We start from the raw sequence: 15,641 nt of genomic DNA, 5'->3' as shown, positions 1-15,641 counted from the left end.
ACGCTGAAAACGATGAGGCACACGCACACGCGCGTGCCGAAGTACGCGCCGGCGCAGGGAAACGGGCCGGGCCCCGTGCCGGTTCGCCCGGCCCGGGGCCCTGTCCAGTCCGTCCGCGCCGGCCGGCTCACTGCGCCGCGGCCATCCAGCTCTCCAACTGCTCCAAGGTCGTCTCGGGGTCGGCGACGAGCACGTTCAGCTCGTCGTCGTGCGGGTTGAGGGTGACGACGGCGGGGCAGCGGTGGCAGCCCTCGACGCCGACCTGGTTCCACCACTTGCAGTGCGGACGCAGGTGGCACCGTGGTACGGCCCCGGATCCGGCCTCGGACTTCGCCGGCACGGTCCGGATGCGCTCGATCAGACCGCACGCCTCGCCCACCCGGTTCGCGCAGTCCGACACGCAGTGCGAGGCGAACCGCAGCACCCGATGGGGGGCGATGCCCTCCGGGACGCTGCCCAGGACCTCGGCAGCCGGCACCGGATCGGCGAGATAGACGACCTCGCCCTGGTCCCCGGAGCGGACGCCGAGGACCACGCTCTCCGGGCGGCTCGCGTCGCCGGAGGGACACCAGTTGAGGGGCTGACGCCCCGCGGAACCGTCCACGGTGCTCACCTCCGCACCCCTAGCAGTTGGGCCGGTTGATGCCCGACGCCTCGCTGAGGGCGACCAGGCCGCCGGTGACGCCGTTGCTGACGACGCCGTGCTCCTTCTCGGCCGCGACCGCCTTGGCGATGCTCGCCGCCAGCTGCTCCTGCGAGGTGATCCGCTCGGTCCGGCCGGCCGCCGCCGCGGGCGCGGCCGACGCCGTGACGATCCCGGTGACCAGCGCCGCGGCCGCGGCCGCCGTACGAAGACCCTTGTTCATCTGTGCCCCTTCCCAACTCTCCCAAGTCGCTTTGCAGGTACGCGACTTGACGGTAGGGGCGACGCGGGTCCGGAACCGGCGGTCGGGGCGGCAGCTTCGCGGACTCATCGAGCCGCGGTCACCACCCGCTGCCGGACGAGCCGGCGGCTGGCTGACCGTATCGCTCCGATAGCATATTCGAACTTGTGATGATTACCCTCATCGCTTTCCTTCATCTCGCCCATATCGAATAAATCGGCTGAACGATTGATATCTAGAGCGTCGCGGGTGTTCTCGCGAATCAACGGCAGAGCTGCTGCGCCGTCCGCCGCCTGGCGGCAACGGCGAGTGATGCTGTGGACGGCGGCGGGTGCGGCGGCTCTCGGAATCCTCGTCGCGATGGAGATCACCGCACGCCGCTACGGTCAGCCGGGGCCGATCACCGACCAGCTGAAAGAGCTGCTGTGGGCCCCGAAGCCCGGGCCGGTGTACGGCGGCCTGGCGCTGATGATGGTGGTGCTCACCCGGCGGCAACGGTTCCTCGCGGCCGGTGCCGCGATCGGCGTCGACGCCGTCTTCGTGCTGGTGCGGTGGGCGGCCGGCATCCGGGCGACCGAAGGCCATCTCTTCGGCAACGGCGCGCTGTGGGTGATGCTGGGGTGCGCGGTCATCGCCGTCACCCGTCGCACCGGCGCCGAACGCGTCCTGCTCCTGAAGGGCGCCGGGCTGGGCCTGCTGCTCGTGGCCGGCCGCAAGATCGGCGACACCTGGCTGGTCATCACCTCCAAGGCCCGCCCGGCGGTGCTCGACCAGTACGTGGCCACCGCCGATCACGCGCTGGGCAACCCGTCGTGGCTGGTGGGCCGGATGGTCAGGGCCACCAGCCCGATCGGCACGCACGTTCTCCACCTGGTCTACGCGCAGCTCGCGGTGGCCGCGGTCGTCGTCGCGCTCTACCAGCTGCGCGACGTGGCGGCCGAGCGCCGCTTCCCGAGCCATCACCTGGTGCGCACCTTCCTGGTGATCGGCCTCCTCGGGCCGGGCATCTACATGCTCTTCCCGATGGTCGGACCGGTCTTCGCCTACGGCCCGGGCGCCTCCGGCACCGGCGGCGTGCACTGGGCGGTGGCCAACCTGTGGCCGGACACCCCGCCGCCGGTCCACACCCCGCACCCGATGACGTACGACGGGATCACCCCACGCAACTGCATGCCCAGCCTCCACACGGCGTGGGCCACCGCGATATTCGTCCATTCCCGCAGAGCCCCGCGGATCCTGCGGTACGCGGGAACCTTCTGGCTGATCGCCACGCTCACCGCGACGCTCGGATTCGGCTACCACTACGGCGCGGATCTCGTCGCCGGCGTGGTCTTCGCGCTCACCATCGAGGCGGCACTGCGCTCGCTCGACCGTGGCTGGGACCGGCCGGGAATCCAGCTGGTCGCCTACGGTACGACGGTCTTCGCCGTGCTCCTGGTGGCGTACCGCTGGCTGCCGATGGAGATGGCCGGACAGCCGTGGGTGTTCGGGCCCCTGCTCATTCTGGCCATGACCTCGGTGATCTACGGCTATCTGCGGACCACCCGGCCATGGGAACCGGCACCCGCACCGACGCGACGACCGGAACCCCAGCCCGAACTCGTCTGAGTCATGCAGAACAGTGTCTATCCTGATCAAGCGCGTAGGCGGCCCGGCCGAGAACGGCCGTACCGGGGGAAGGATCAGGATGGACTCGTTCTGGTGGGTGTTGATCGTCTTCGGGACGGGCGGCTTCGGGTGGGCCGCCGACACCGTCCGTACGGCGCTGAAGAACCGGCATGAGCGGAAGCTGGAACTGATGGAGGCGGCGAAGCAGGAGCGCCTCGCCCTGGAAGCCGCCCACCGCACGCCGGAACCCGTGTGCGGCTGCACACACCACCTGGCCAAGCACGACAAACAGGGCCGCTGCCACGAACGCGTCGAGGTGCCCACGGCCTGGGACGAGAACAAGAAGCCGCTGCGCTTCGAGGCGGGGCAGTGCAACTGCCAGCAGTACGTCGGCCCGCAGCCACTGTCCCAGGTGTACGCCGAGGACCTGACGGACCGCATCTGAGCGACCATGGGGGTCCAGGCGTCGCTCCCGCCATGCGGCCCGCGCTTCTCAGCCCCGCTTCTCCTCGGCCGACGGCTCCACCGGAAACGCTTCGGTGCTCAGGGCCACGGCGTCGTGCAGTCTGTAGCCGAACTCTTCCAGCCGGGCGATGACGGCTCGGGCGGACCGGTTCGTGGCTTTGGCGGCTCGCAGGATGTGCCCGGGTTCGACCGGCTGCGCGTAGTCGAGCCAGGGCGCCTCGCCGTCCAGATCACGGCTGATGATGCGGGCGTCGTCCGGTTCCGGTTGCGGTACACGGGTGGCGGCGCGGAGTCCGAACTGCGCGAGACGGGAGGAGACGTGGTCGACCGTGCGCCCGGTGACGGAGGCGGCCCGCACGATCTGGGCGGGGTGAACGCTTGCATCGCGGTCCAGCCACGGCGCGCTTTCGGTGCAGTTCTGGCTGAGGATGCGCAGATCGCCGGGCTCCTGGCGCGGTACAGGAAACGGGCCCACGCGGTGGCCGAGTTCGGCCAGACGGCTGATGACGTGCTCGGGGGTATGACCGGTCGCGGCCGCGGTCAGGATGATGTGTGCCGGGTGTACGGGTTCGCCGGGATCGAGCCAGGGGCTGCGACCTGTGGCGTCCCTGCTCAGGACGCGGAGGTCGTCGGGTTCGAGTACGGGCACGGATGTGGTGGGGATCGAGAAGCCGAACTGCCTCAGGCGTGCGGCGACCTCCTCGGCGGACAACCCCGTCCTGTCGGCGGCCAGCACCAGGTGCGCGTTGCTGACCTGGGATTCCAGGTCGAGCCAGGGCCGCCGCGCGTCCAGGTCGAGACTGAGGATGAGCTGGTCGTCGGGCTCCGGCCGGGGCATCGGGTCGGTGGCCGCGCGGTAACCGAGTTCGGTCAGACGACTGATGATGTGCTCGGGGGTGTGCCCGGTCTCCGCCGCGACTTCGAGGATGTGAGCCGGGTGCACGGGCTTGCTCGGGTCCAGCCAGGACGGGTCTCCCGCCACACCCTCTGTGATGATGCGGAGATCGTCGCGTTCGAGTCGGGTCACCGAGGTGACAGGGGTCGAGAAGCCGAGTCGTTCCAGGCGAGCGGTGACCTCTTCGAAGGACCGGCCGGTCTTGGCGGCAGCCTGGGCTATCAGTCCGATGCTCACCCCCGCGGCATGCCACATCGCCGACCCCCTCCAGGGCGCGACCACCCTCGATGTGTCCCACTGCGGAGCCAGCACGTAGATGTCGGACGGTACGGGGAGGGCCGCGGTCGGGGGTCTGGTGGCGACGAACCCGGGAAAGAAGCCCGCGTCGACCAGAGCCTCCCTCCGGAACGCGTCGACCGCCGGCAGGGTGCCGACGGGACTTGACCACGGGTCGTGTCCGGGGATGGCCAGGAAGCCGTCCGGCGGGTAGTACCCGCATTTCGTGATGTCCACCTCTTGGCCCGCGATCCGCCACGGTGTGAAGCCGACGCGCACCGCCTCGGCGAAGATCTCGTCGGCGAGCCCCGGACTCTCTTCGAGGACGCGCTGCAGCCAGTCGTGCCGGAGGACGGCGTCCTTGGCGTCGAGCAGGCTGGGGATCTCGTGGCGCAGCAGCCGTTCGATCTCAGCGGTGTCCGGATCGATGATCCGCCGCCGGTCCACTGTCAGGGTGGGTGTCTGCTTGCCGGACAGATTCACCACGGCCCCGAACCGGTGCTCCCCGGCCCACAGGCCGTCGGCCAGCACCGCGCCGTTGGTGCTGCACCACCACACCGCGGGAGTCGAAGTCGCCACCGTGACGGCATCCTGGTCGCGAACGGCGTCCGTGTCGTGGGGATCGGGGGCGCCCAGCGGCGCACTGCGGCCGAGGACGTCCGCATCCCACATCTGGCACTCCCCCCGGTCGTCACTCGCCGTGACGTCGAATTCGGAGATCCACAGGATGCGGCGCAGTACGTCGACGCAGGAGGTGAGGTCGGACGACCGAAGCCGGAGGCGAACGCTGGTGTAGGCGTCGGGACAGCGTTCCAGGCGCTGGATGCGGAACAGGGAACCGGGACCGGCGATCTCGATGCGCAGATGCTCGCCCGGCAAGCCGTCCGGGGTGAGACGGCAGGTGGTGACGGTGATGTCGTCCGCCAGCATGAAGTAGCTGAGCACCCCGACGCCGAACTGGCTGTTGGGGTGCATGGCGATGCCGCACTCGTCCCAGCGGGCCTTCTCCTCGATGTACTCCGGCATGTCCGCGAAGCTCATGCCCGCATGTGAGAAGACGTCCCGGAGCTCCACCTCCCCCATGCCGATGCCGTTGTCACGGCACTCCAGATACGGGCCCTTTGCGTCGACACCCTGGCTGAAGGTGATCGTGCCCTGGTACGGCATTCGCTGGCCGCGGGTGAGGCTCAGGTACGTGGTCCGTGCTTCGCGGTATCGGCAGGCGTCGAGTGCGTTCTGGTACAGCTCCCGGATGGCGAGCGCGGGGTCTCCGTAGAGCTGCTCGCCCATGAGCAGTTCCTGGATGCGGTCGTCCGCCAGCCGGAACCGCAGTTCGGTCGACTCGTAGGCCCTGCGACCGCTCACGTCGACCGCCGGGGTCACCTGCTCGGCGGTGACGTGCAGGGGGAGGTTGCGCAGCAGAGCCGGCCGTTCTCCGTCGCCGCTGCTGATGTCGATCCGAGCCAACAGCGTGTCGAGTGCGGCGGCGTGCTGGCGCAGGCCGAGGTCGAGGGCGAGATGGTGGCACGTCGCTCTCAGGACCCGGGTCCGCCCGTTCGCCCCCCATCTGAGCCGGTCGAGTGTGCCGTGAAGATCCGGGAGATCGACGGCGTACCCGATGCCTATGTGATCCACCAGCACCTCCGGCAGGGCGATCGGGTCGATCGCGAAGAGGTGGGCGACACGCAGCAGTTCTGCGAGCTGGTCCGCCCTGACCCGCTGGGCGGTCTCCGCCACTCCCACACTGCGGGGCAGCGCATCGGCCCGCTCGGCCAGTCCGGAGAGCTGGGGCGCGCGCAGCAGCCGGGATATCAGCGGGGGATCGAGGACATCCTCGACGAGCCTCCTCTCCCGGGGGGAGCTTTCCGCCAGGGGCACGGCAAGACGGTCGAGCAGGGTTTCCGCGGCGGCGGGGTCGTAGAGTCTCGGTTCCAGGACGAGCCAGCGGTGAAAGAGCCACCACCCGATGGCCTCGGAGGCCCGGCGGTCGTTGTTCCGCAGCGCACGTCGTACCAGCCGGGGTTGGTTCCGCAGGAAGATCTCGTAACTCCGCCGGGCCGGTGCGGTGCTCTGGGCCTCGGCCAGCTCCGTCGGCCCGATCGAGCTGTAGCGGCTCGCGTTCTGCCTCCAGAACGCGGCGTGCAGGTAGGGGTGCGTGACGAGGAGGAAGACCTCGGCGGCGGACAGCTCCAGATCCTCCGGACGCAGGCTGCTGTCGAGCAGGAGGCTGTCGGTCCACTCGGCCACCCTGTCGGTGAAGGACAGGGAGTGCCACGGATCACCGTTGAGCCCCGCCCCGGCCCGTGTCGTCGCGGTGGCGGCCCGGGCGACGAGTGCGATGGCGGTGTCGCGCAGCAGGGACAGACCGCGTTCGTCGGCGGCGTAGTTCCACAGCGGGTGGTCGCGCGTCGCCGCCACCCAGGCGTGCTCTTCCGGCAGTGCCGCCGCCCCGGACTGCGGATCCCCTTCCGGCGGGCCCGTGTACGCCCGGTTCCGGGCGAGCACGATCTGGTGGCCGAGGTCGCGGGTGCTCATCCTGGGCTGGGGAACCCGGAGGCCGTCGATCGTCCTGCCGTGCAGCCTGGTGTGCAGGGCGTTGAAGACATCGGTCATGGTGAGGTCGGGGAGATGTTCACCCCGGCGCCCGCCGGTCAGCTCGCCGCTGAGACCCTCGCGCAACAGTCTGGTCAACTCCATGCTGAAGACGCTTCCGTCCGGCAGGCAGAGCGAGCGCTCGGTCCCGGCGGCCGAGGTCAGGACGCAGGCCCCGGTGATCTCCGTGTCCAGCTGCGTCGGGGTCTGCTCGTCCGACATGGACAGCGCCCGGCCGCTGAAGCAGCAGTCGATGATGACTACTTTGCGCTGTGCGGCGGAGCCCGAGACGAGGTCGCGGATGTCGCTGTACTTGACGGAGTGGTAGGGGCGCTGTCCGCTGGAGTTCCTGGTGGCGAGGAGGAACGAGCGGTCGCGGCCACCGAAGTGACCGTGTCCCGCGTAGTAGACCAGCAGCAGATCGGTTGCCTCGTGCGTGGCCTCGTGCAGGGCGTCCAGCATCTGCTGCTGCGTCCCGTCGGGGGGTACGACGGTGCAGTCCCGTTCCGCCAGCCCACCGACGTCGTCGCTGGTGAGTAGCTCCCGCAGAGCGGGAACGTTGTGCCGCACACCGTCCAGCCCGGGCAGTTCACGGAAGTCGTGGACGCCGAAGACGACGGCCCGCGACCGGCCGGCGTCCGACGTCACTCGTCCGCTCCCGCGGTGTCGGTGTCGTTCAGGCGGCGCAGCAGGTCCGCCAGTTCGTCGGCGCCGAGGTGGCCGATGCTCACCGTGCTGTTCCCGTGCACCAGGCGGTGCACACCCGTTTCGTCACCGGCCGGCCCGGGTCGCTCGTCGCGCTTGACCGATCGCCAGGCAACGTACGCCAGAGTGAAGTTCGCCACGTCCACCGCGTTGCCCAGGATGACGTCCAGTGCTTCGAGAACGCCCATCGTGGGTCCGCGGCCTGTGACCGTGGCGACCTCCAGCCGGGCCGCGCCGGGGTCAGCCGCCAGCCATGACTGGAGATCTACGAGTGACTCCTCGTCGCCGTCCGCCAGAATTCGGAACCTCATCCCCGGCCCCCGTCCCGTGACTGTGCATCAGTTCTCGTGAGCTTAGCCACGACAGCGCCTGCCGGGAGGAGATTGGGGCGATCCGTCCCCTCAGCTCTCCCGGACGACGGCGGGGGGGGGTGTCTCAACTTCGTCGGTGACGAATCCCCAGGCCGGTGCCCCCGTCTACGATCGAAGCCGTTTTGTGATCTCGGACAGAGGATCGAAGGACAGTGACGGACAAGCGAGTTGTCATCGTGACCGGCGCGGGCTCGGGCATCGGCGAAGCCACCGCACGGCTGCTGTGCGAGGGCGGACACCACGTGGTCGCCTCCGGGCGGCGGGTCGAACCGCTGCGGCGGCTCGAGAAGGAGACCGGGGCACTGGCGTGTCCGTCCGACGCGGGCGACGCGGCCGCCGTCGACGCTCTGGTGGGCGCGGCCCTCGACGCCTACGGGCGCGTCGACGGGCTGGTGCTCAACGCGGGCATCGGACGCGGCGGAACCGCCGGGGACATGTCGCTGGAGGACTGGGACGAGGTCATGCGCACCAACGTCACCGGTCCCATGCTCCTTCTGCGCGCGGCGATGCCGCACCTGGCGCGGGCGCGCGGCGCGGTCGTCGGCGTCGCGTCGGTCTCCGCGCTGCGCAACGGCCCGAGCAACGCCCCGTACGCCACCTCGAAGGCCGCCCTGCTGCAGCTGTGCCGTTCCGTCGCCGTCGACTACGGGCGGCAGGGGGTGCGCGCCAACGTGGTGTGCCCCAGCTGGATCAGGACCGAGATGGCCGACCGGCGCATGGCACGTTTCGCCCAGGAGGCGGGGCTGGGGGACGGCGGGGCGGAGTCCGCCTACGAGCAGGCGACCAGGCTGCTGCCCATGGGCCGGCCGGGCGAACCGCGTGAGGTCGCCGAGGCGATCAGCTGGCTGCTCTCTCCGGCGGCGTCCTTCGTCAACGGCGCGGTGCTCACCGTGGACGGCGGGGCCACGGTCATCGACCCCGGCACCGTCGCGTTCGACTTCGACGTCACGCCGCGCGGCACCGGAGCCTGACACCCGCCACGGAACCGGCCCGCCTTTCCGGTGCCTGTGCCCGTCAGGGGCGCCGGGGGCGGAGCGGGCCGGGCGCGGCGGGCAGCGGGCCGGTGGGGGAGGGCCACATCCCGGCGATGGCCAGGAGCGTGGCCTGGCTGCCGCGTTCCACACCGGGCAGCGGGCACGGGTCGGACGGCGCCGCCCCGCTGAGCTTGGCCCGCCGGGCCTCGCCCAGCGCCCCGGCGAGCGCCGCGGCGGCAAGGTGATCGCCCCGCATCCCCGTACGCCTGGCCTGCCGGTGTGCCGTCTCGTAGGCCTCCGGCCGGACGTACTGCTGCAGTTCCAGCAGCGCGTCGTACGTCTCGATGATCTGCCGGTGCGCCTGCAGCGCCCACGAGGAGCGTGGCCGCAGCACCGCCTGCAGCCGGGTCCGCTGCGGGTCGGCGAGGGCCACCTGGGGGACCGCGGCCACGAGATCGCGCCACAGTGGCCACAGTCGCCAGACGGTCCGCAGCGCCGTCATGGACCGGGCGAGGGCGGTCGCGGTCGGCGCCAGCAGCGAGGCCGCGCGGAACAGGCCGTGCACGCTGATGACCACGGACAGCCAGGGCATCAGGTCCTGGTCGGGCACGTAGAGGTGGTAGAGGTAGCCGGCCCAGAAGACCAGGGCCAGGACGCTGCCCATCGCGAACAGCCGGAGCGACCACACGAGGTCCCGGTCGGCCGTCCGCAGGCTGTACGGCCAGCAGACGACGACCGCGGCGGCGTCGCCGGCCAGATGGGCGACGACGAGGATCAACCAGTACAGGGACGAGGCGGTGGCCGGCCCCTGGGGCGAGGCCGGGGCGGTCGTCCGGGCGTCACCGAGCAGGTTCAGGGCGAGCAGCGAGCCCAGCGCCGTCACCAGCCCCGCGATCACGGTGAGGCGCTGGTGCCGGGCCCGGGTGGAGTCGACGATGAACAGGAGTACCAGTCCCGCGCTCAGCACACCGATCAGGTTCCGGGTCAGCGAGACCGTCTGCGTGCCGACGCCGGCGTGCGCGAGCCAGGCCAGCACCTTCGGCTGGAAGAGGGTGATGGCGATGGTCGCGGCGAACACCGTGAGCCACAGTCCCCGCTGGTTCGGCAGACGCAGCGCGGACCCCGCCCGCCAGACCAGGGCGATCCACAGGGTGACGACGCTGCAGACCCCGACCTGGTTCGCCAGCTCAGTCGCGGTCAACGGCCGTCACTCCCAGGAAGGCACCGAGGCGGCCCAGGGGCCCGGCCGGGCGACCTGGTTTCCCGGCGCTCTGTATCAGGCTGGCGATCATCTCGGCTTCTTGTTCCTCGCTGGTCGTGTAACTGGTCCGGGCCATGAGCCGCTTGACGACATGCGGCTGGAGATCGCCGACCAGCGGACCGGCCAGGTCGTCGGCTCGGTCGGTGACGCCCCGGTGGTGATCGCAGAGCACATGGCCGATCTCGTGGAGGATGATGTGCTCGCGGTGCAGGGGCGCGGTCCGGGCTTCGTAGAAGACGTAGTCGGCCTTGTCGGTGGCCATCCACAGCCCGCAGACCCCGATCTCCGCGACATGCTCGGGCAGTTCCTGCAGGACGAGCGGGCGGCCCCTCAGCTCCTCCACCCGCGCGCGGATCGCCTCGAAGGGCAGGGAACGCGGCACACCGAGATCCCGCAGGATCGCCATGCACCTGCGCTGCAACGCGACGTACTCACCCGTCGTCCTCACTTACTGTCTTGACCTCCTCCCGATGAAGACAGTTCGTGACAGTCACGTCGCGCTCGTGGCCCGGACGCGCGCGGATCTCCTCGGCGGTCCAAGCTAACCGACCGTCCGCCGCTCAGACCAACCCCGGCCCGCCCGATGCCCCGCCTTTGGCTCAAACCCGGCGCTTCAGGTTCCCGCCGGGGGAGTCGTACGGTCCTCGAACGCCTCCAGGATGCGTTCCGCGGCCCGTGTCGCGGTCAACCGGCCCTCCCGGACCAGCCGTTCGAGGCCGGGCGCGGCCTCGCGCACCGCCGGGTCGGCGTGCAGCCGGCCGAGCAGTTCGTCACGGACCATTGCCCACGTCCAGCCGACCTGCTGGTCGCGTCGCTTGGCCGCCAGCCGCCCGGTGGAGTCGAGCAGCGTACGGTGCCGCTCCAGCCGCTCCCAGACCGTGTCCAGGCCGGTCGACTCGCGGGCGCTGCAGTGCAGCACCGGCGGCGTCCAGAACGTGTCCTTGCCGTGCATCAGCCGCAGCGCGCCCGCCAGTTCCCGTGCCGCCGCCCGCGCGTCCCGTTCGTGCGGACCGTCCGCCTTGTTGACGGCGATCACGTCGGCCAGCTCCAGGACGCCCTTCTTGATGCCCTGCAGCTGGTCGCCGGTGCGGGCCAGTGTCAGCAGCAGGAAGGAGTCCACCATGTCGGCGACCGCGGTCTCCGACTGGCCCACGCCGACGGTCTCGACGAGGATCACGTCGTAGCCTGCCGCCTCCATCACCACCATGGACTCCCGGGTGGCCTTCGCGACCCCGCCCAGCGTGCCCGCGCTGGGGGAGGGCCGGACGAAGGCCGCCGGGTCGACCGCCAGGCGTTCCATGCGGGTCTTGTCGCCGAGGATCGAGCCGCCGGTGCGGGTCGAGGACGGGTCCACGGCGAGGACCGCGACCCGGTGGCCCAGCGAGGTCAGCAGGGTGCCGAACGCGTCGATGAACGTCGACTTGCCCACCCCTGGCACCCCGCTCACGCCGATCCGCCGCGCCCGGCCGCTGTGCGGCAGCAGCTCGGTGAGCAACTCCTGCGCCAGCGCCCGGTGCTGCGGCCGGGTGGACTCGACGAGCGTGATGGCACGGGCCACCAGGGCCCGCTTCCCGTCGAGCACACCCTTCACATAGGTGTCGAGATCGATCGCAGCCATCGCGGCTCTACAGCTCGTGGCCGAGGTCGGCCGACAGCCGCTTCACCAGGTCGTAGGCCGCGTCCGGGATGACCGTGCCCGGCAGGAACACCTCCGCCGCGCCCATCTCCCGCAGCGTCGGCACGTCCTGCGGCGGGATCACCCCACCGACCACGATCATGATGTCCTCGCGGCCCTCCTCGGCGAGCTTCTCGCGCAGCGCCGGTACGAGCGTCAGGTGCCCGGCCGCCAGCGAGGACACGCCGACCACGTGCACGTCCGCCTCGACCGCCTGCCGGGCGACCTCCTCCGGCGTCTGGAACAGCGGGCCGACGTCGACGTCGAAGCCGAGGTCGGCGAAGCCGGTGGCGATCACCTTCTGGCCGCGGTCGTGGCCGTCCTGGCCCATCTTGGCGACCAGGATGCGCGGCCGGCGCCCCTCGGCCTCCTCGAAGGCGTCCACCAGGGCACGGGTGCGGTCCACGGACGGGGACTGGCCTGTTTCGTTGCGGTACACGCCGGAGATCGTACGGATCTGGCTCGCGTGCCGGCCGTACACCTTCTCCAGGGCGTCGGAGATCTCGCCGACGGTCGCCTTGGCGCGGGCCGCGCGCACGGCCAGCTCCAGCAGGTTCTCCGTGCCGTCGGCCGCCCGCGTGAGCGCGTCCAGGGCGTCCTGGCACACCTGCTCGTCCCGCTCCGCGCGCAGCCGCCGCAGCTTCTCGATCTGCTGGGCGCGCACGGACGAGTTGTCGACCTTCAGGACCTCGATCTGCTCGTCGTTCTCGACGCGGTACTTGTTCACGCCGATCACCGGCTGCCGGCCGGAGTCGATCCGGGCCTGCGTCCGCGCCGCCGCCTCCTCCACGCGCAGCTTCGGGATGCCGGCGTCGATGGCCTGCGCCATGCCGCCCGCCTGCTCGACCTCCTGGATGTGCGCCCAGGCCTTGCGGGCGAGGTCGTACGTCAGCCGCTCCACGTACGCGCTGCCGCCCCACGGGTCGATGACCCGGGTGGTGCCCGACTCCTGCTGGATGAGCAGCTGGGTGTTGCGCGCGATGCGCGCCGAGAAGTCGGTCGGCAGGGCCAGGGCCTCGTCGAGGGCGTTGGTGTGCAGCGACTGGGTGTGGCCCTGGGTCGCCGCCATCGCCTCCACGGCCGTACGCGTGACGTTGTTGAACACGTCCTGCGCGGTCAGCGACCAGCCCGAGGTCTGCGAATGGGTGCGCAGGGACAGGGACTTGCTGTTCTTCGGCTCGAACTGGGCGACCAGCTTGGCCCACAGCAGCCGGGCCGCCCTGAGCTTCGCGACCTCCATGAAGAAGTTCATGCCGATCGCCCAGAAGAACGACAGCCGGGGCGCGAACGCGTCCACGTCCAGGCCCGCCTCCCGGCCCGCCCGGATGTACTCCACGCCGTCCGCGAGCGTGTACGCCAGCTCCAGGTCGGCCGTCGCACCCGCCTCCTGGATGTGGTAGCCGGAGATGGAGATGGAGTTGTAGCGGGGCATCTTCTGCGAGGTGTACGCGAAGATGTCCGAGATGATCCGCATCGACGGCTTCGGCGGATAGATGTAGGTGTTGCGGACCATGAACTCCTTCAGAATGTCGTTCTGAATGGTCCCGGCCAGCTTCTCGGGCGGTACGCCCTGCTCCTCCGCCGCCACGATGTACAGCGCCAGCACCGGCAGCACGGCACCGTTCATCGTCATCGACACGGTCATCCTGTCCAGCGGGATCCCGTCGAACAGCTGCCGCATGTCGTAGATCGAGTCGATCGCCACGCCCGCCATGCCGACGTCACCGGTCACCCGGGGGTGGTCGCTGTCGTAACCCCGGTGGGTGGGCAGGTCGAAGGCGACCGACAGGCCCTTCTGTCCCGCCGCCAGGTTGCGCCGGTAGAAGGCGTTGGACTCCTCGGCGGTGGAGAAGCCCGCGTACTGGCGGATGGTCCAGGGCTGGTTGACGTACATCGTCGGGTAGGGGCCGCGCAGATACGGCGTCATGCCCGGGTAGGTGCCCAGGAAGTCCAGGCCCTCCAGGTCACGGCCGGTGTACAGCGGCTTGACCCCGATGCCCTCCGGGGTCTCCCACAGCGGCTCCGCGCTTCCGGTCGCCCGCTCGACGGCCGCACGCCACTGATCGGCACTGCCGTCGGCGGCCGGCGTCCCCAGCTCGATGCCGGAGAAGTCGGGGATTCCCATCAGGACACTCCCATGCGGTCGAGGGTCGCGGACAGCACGGCGACGGCGTCGCAGCCCGCGAAGACGTACGAGTCGATGCCGGCGTGCTCGCCGCGGCCCGCCAGGAACAGATGCCGGGCGCCGGCCGCGCGCAGCGACTCGGCCACCTGCGCGCCCTGTTCGGCGTAGAGGGCGTCGCTGGAGCACAGCACGGCCTCGGTGGCGCCGCTGTCCTCGAAGCGGCCCTCGGTGACCGGCTCGATGCCACCCGCCTGGAAGAGGTTGGCGGCGAACGTCGCGCGCGCGGTGTACGCGGCGGCCGAGCCGATCGTCGCGAGGAAGACGCGCGGGCGGGCGCCGGTCGCGGCCAGGTGGGCGTCGGAGCGGGCGCGCAGCTCCTCGTACGCCTCGTCGCGGCGCACGCGCGGCAGCCCGCCGGACGGCGGCTCGGGCGCGGGCTCGCGCTCTACCGGCTTCTCGGCGAGGAGCGGGAACTCGCTGACACCGGTGACGGGTTCGCGCCGACGGGCGAGCTTCTTGGAGCGCTCGGCCCAGGTCGTCGCGAGATCGGTGCGCAGCCGCCCGGAGCGCAGCACCGCCGCCTGGCCGCCGTCGCGCTCGATCGACCGGAAGTACTCCCAGGCCGCCCGGGCGAGTTCGTCGGTCAGCCGCTCCACGTACCAGGAGCCGCCCGCCGGGTCGATGACCCGGGCCAGGTGGGACTCCTCGATGAGGATCGTGGAGGTGTTGCGGGCGATCCGGCGGGAGAACGCGTCGGGCAGGCCGAGCGCGTGGTCGAAGGGCAGCACGGTCACGGAGTCGGCGCCGCCGACCCCGGCGGCCAGTGTCGCGACCGTCGTGCGGAGCATGTTCACCCACGGGTCGCGGCGGGCCATCATCACCGGCGAGGTCACCGCGTGCTGCACCTGGGCGCCGGGGGCGCCGCAGACCTCGGCGACCCGGGCCCACAGCCGGCGCGCGGCACGCAGCTTGGCGATGGTGAGGAACTGGTCGGCGGTGGCCGCGTAACGGAACTCCAGCTGCCCCGCGGCCTGCTCGACGTCCAGCCCCGCCTCGGTGAGCTCCCGCAGATAGGCCACCCCGGTGGCGAGCGAGGCGCCCAGCTCCTGCGCGGCCGAGCCGCCCGCCTCGTGGTACGGCAGCGCGTCCACGGTCAGCGCGCGCAGGCCCGGGTACTGTCCGGCGCACCGCGCGGCGAGGGCGGTGTACGGGGCGAGGTCCAGCCGGGTGCCGGTGCGGGCCTCGTAGCCCAGCGGGTCGCCGCCCAGATTGCCGCGTACGGCCCCGGCGTCGACGCCGTTGTCCGCGTACAGCCGCAGCAGCGCCTCGGCGGCCCGCTCGGTGTCCCGGCCCGCGTCCAGGACGACCGGGGCCAGGTCGAGGTACACGCCCTCCAGCGCCCGGCCCAGCCCGTCGACCGGGATGCCGCCCTCGCCCAGCACGAGCCACAGCGAGGTGCCGCCGTTCTCCAGGTCGGCCAGGGGGGCGCCCTCGGTGAGGGCGGTGTGCCGCTGCCGTACGTCCCAGCCGCCCGCGGTGTTGCCCTCCGGGCGGCTGCCACGCACGTACGGGGCGAAGCCGGGCAGGCCGGGGTCGGGCGCGTCGTCGCGCGGGGTGTAGAGGGGCCGGGTACGCAGCCCGTCCTCCAGCGTCGTGGACAGAGCGTCCTCAGCTGCCGCGCCCGAGACTTCCTTGCCCGACTTGCGCAGCACACCCTCCACCAGGTGTTGCCACTGCTCGTGTGTCGCGTCAGGGAACTCGGCGGCCAGTGAGAGCCCGTCGTCAGGCAGGACCGTCATGGCTCGGATGC

At 71.2% G+C, this 15,641-nt stretch carries 13 protein-coding genes; 3 read left to right on the top strand and 10 right to left on the bottom strand.

The window, feature by feature from the left end; translation table 11 throughout:
* Nucleotides 1-127: 127 nt before the first annotated feature.
* From IE244_RS10790 to IE244_RS10780, 3 genes are all read right to left on the bottom strand, one after another.
* Nucleotides 128-613 carry a hypothetical protein gene (locus IE244_RS10790; protein ID WP_229854041.1) on the bottom strand — a complete coding sequence of 162 codons (486 nt, stop codon included), beginning with the start codon at nucleotides 611-613 and terminating at the stop codon, nucleotides 128-130.
* 10 nt (nucleotides 614-623) lie between these two features.
* Nucleotides 624-866: a hypothetical protein gene (locus tag IE244_RS10785; protein ID WP_191872841.1), complete on the bottom strand. Its 243-nt coding sequence runs from the start codon at nucleotides 864-866 to the stop codon at nucleotides 624-626.
* Between the two features lie 104 nt (nucleotides 867-970).
* Nucleotides 971-1,255: a hypothetical protein gene (locus tag IE244_RS10780; RefSeq protein WP_191872936.1), complete on the bottom strand. Its 285-nt coding sequence runs from the start codon at nucleotides 1,253-1,255 to the stop codon at nucleotides 971-973.
* Between IE244_RS10780 and IE244_RS10775 the strand changes: the two genes are divergently transcribed.
* Entirely contained in the window at nucleotides 1,197-2,492 is a 1,296-nt protein-coding gene (locus tag IE244_RS10775; RefSeq protein WP_191872840.1) for a phosphatase PAP2 family protein, read from the top strand. The genes IE244_RS10780 and IE244_RS10775 overlap by 59 nt on opposite strands.
* A 79-nt stretch (nucleotides 2,493-2,571) precedes the next feature.
* Nucleotides 2,572-2,937 carry a hypothetical protein gene (locus tag IE244_RS10770; protein WP_191872838.1) on the top strand — a complete coding sequence of 122 codons (366 nt, stop codon included), beginning with the start codon at nucleotides 2,572-2,574 and terminating at the stop codon, nucleotides 2,935-2,937.
* Between the two features lie 48 nt (nucleotides 2,938-2,985).
* Here the strand turns inward: IE244_RS10770 and IE244_RS10765 are convergent, their stop codons facing one another.
* On the bottom strand, nucleotides 2,986-7,368 hold the full coding sequence (locus tag IE244_RS10765) for a caspase, EACC1-associated type (RefSeq protein WP_191872836.1): 4,383 nt from the start codon (nucleotides 7,366-7,368) through the stop codon (nucleotides 2,986-2,988).
* Nucleotides 7,365-7,736: an effector-associated constant component EACC1 gene (locus IE244_RS10760; RefSeq protein ID WP_191872834.1), complete on the bottom strand. Its 372-nt coding sequence runs from the start codon at nucleotides 7,734-7,736 to the stop codon at nucleotides 7,365-7,367. Before IE244_RS10760 ends, IE244_RS10765 begins: the two co-directional genes overlap by 4 nt.
* Before the next feature lie 212 nt (nucleotides 7,737-7,948).
* Here IE244_RS10760 and IE244_RS10755 point away from each other — a divergent pair, with 212 nt between their 5' ends.
* Nucleotides 7,949-8,767 carry an SDR family NAD(P)-dependent oxidoreductase gene (locus IE244_RS10755; RefSeq protein ID WP_191872832.1) on the top strand — a complete coding sequence of 273 codons (819 nt, stop codon included), beginning with the start codon at nucleotides 7,949-7,951 and terminating at the stop codon, nucleotides 8,765-8,767.
* Between the two features lie 43 nt (nucleotides 8,768-8,810).
* Here the strand turns inward: IE244_RS10755 and IE244_RS10750 are convergent, their stop codons facing one another.
* The 5 genes from IE244_RS10750 to IE244_RS10730 all read right to left on the bottom strand — a co-directional run bounded on the left by IE244_RS10750 (nucleotide 8,811) and on the right by IE244_RS10730 (nucleotide 15,630).
* A complete protein-coding gene (locus IE244_RS10750) occupies nucleotides 8,811-9,971 on the bottom strand; it encodes an MAB_1171c family putative transporter (protein ID WP_191872830.1) in 1,161 nt (386 codons plus the stop codon).
* On the bottom strand, nucleotides 9,958-10,479 hold the full coding sequence (locus IE244_RS10745; RefSeq protein ID WP_191872828.1) for a regulator component: 522 nt from the start codon (nucleotides 10,477-10,479) through the stop codon (nucleotides 9,958-9,960). Before IE244_RS10745 ends, IE244_RS10750 begins: the two co-directional genes overlap by 14 nt.
* Before the next feature lie 165 nt (nucleotides 10,480-10,644).
* Nucleotides 10,645-11,649: a methylmalonyl Co-A mutase-associated GTPase MeaB gene (gene meaB, locus IE244_RS10740; RefSeq protein ID WP_191872826.1), complete on the bottom strand. Its 1,005-nt coding sequence runs from the start codon at nucleotides 11,647-11,649 to the stop codon at nucleotides 10,645-10,647.
* 7 nt (nucleotides 11,650-11,656) lie between these two features.
* Nucleotides 11,657-13,831, bottom strand: coding sequence for a methylmalonyl-CoA mutase (gene scpA, locus IE244_RS10735; protein WP_191872824.1), 2,175 nt, complete (start codon nucleotides 13,829-13,831; stop codon nucleotides 11,657-11,659).
* The gene (locus IE244_RS10730) at nucleotides 13,831-15,630 is read right to left on the bottom strand and encodes a methylmalonyl-CoA mutase family protein (protein WP_191872822.1); all 1,800 of its coding nucleotides are present in this window, start codon (nucleotides 15,628-15,630) and stop codon (nucleotides 13,831-13,833) included. Before IE244_RS10730 ends, scpA begins: the two co-directional genes overlap by 1 nt.
* Nucleotides 15,631-15,641 lie beyond the last annotated feature (11 nt).

Origin of the sequence: Streptomyces filipinensis, from assembly GCF_014649495.1 — a bacterium.
GTDB lineage: Bacteria > Actinomycetota > Actinomycetes > Streptomycetales > Streptomycetaceae > Streptomyces > Streptomyces filipinensis.
The sequence above is the reverse complement of the archived record's forward strand: the minus strand, read 5'-3'. Positions and strand labels throughout refer to the sequence as shown.

Bases quoted from the DNA above. Each gene is read 5' to 3' on its own strand.
- meaB (WP_191872826.1), bottom strand. From the start codon at position 11,649: ATGGCTGCGATCGATCTCGACACCTATGTGAAGGGTGTGCTCGACGGG.
- scpA (WP_191872824.1), bottom strand. From the start codon at position 13,831: ATGGGAATCCCCGACTTCTCCGGCATCGAGCTGGGGACGCCGGCCGCC.
- IE244_RS10760 (WP_191872834.1), bottom strand. From the start codon at position 7,736: ATGAGGTTCCGAATTCTGGCGGACGGCGACGAGGAGTCACTCGTAGAT.
- IE244_RS10730 (WP_191872822.1), bottom strand. From the start codon at position 15,630: ATGACGGTCCTGCCTGACGACGGGCTCTCACTGGCCGCCGAGTTCCCT.
- IE244_RS10785 (WP_191872841.1), bottom strand. From the start codon at position 866: ATGAACAAGGGTCTTCGTACGGCGGCCGCGGCCGCGGCGCTGGTCACC.
- IE244_RS10770 (WP_191872838.1), top strand. From the start codon at position 2,572: ATGGACTCGTTCTGGTGGGTGTTGATCGTCTTCGGGACGGGCGGCTTC.
- IE244_RS10775 (WP_191872840.1), top strand. From the start codon at position 1,197: ATGCTGTGGACGGCGGCGGGTGCGGCGGCTCTCGGAATCCTCGTCGCG.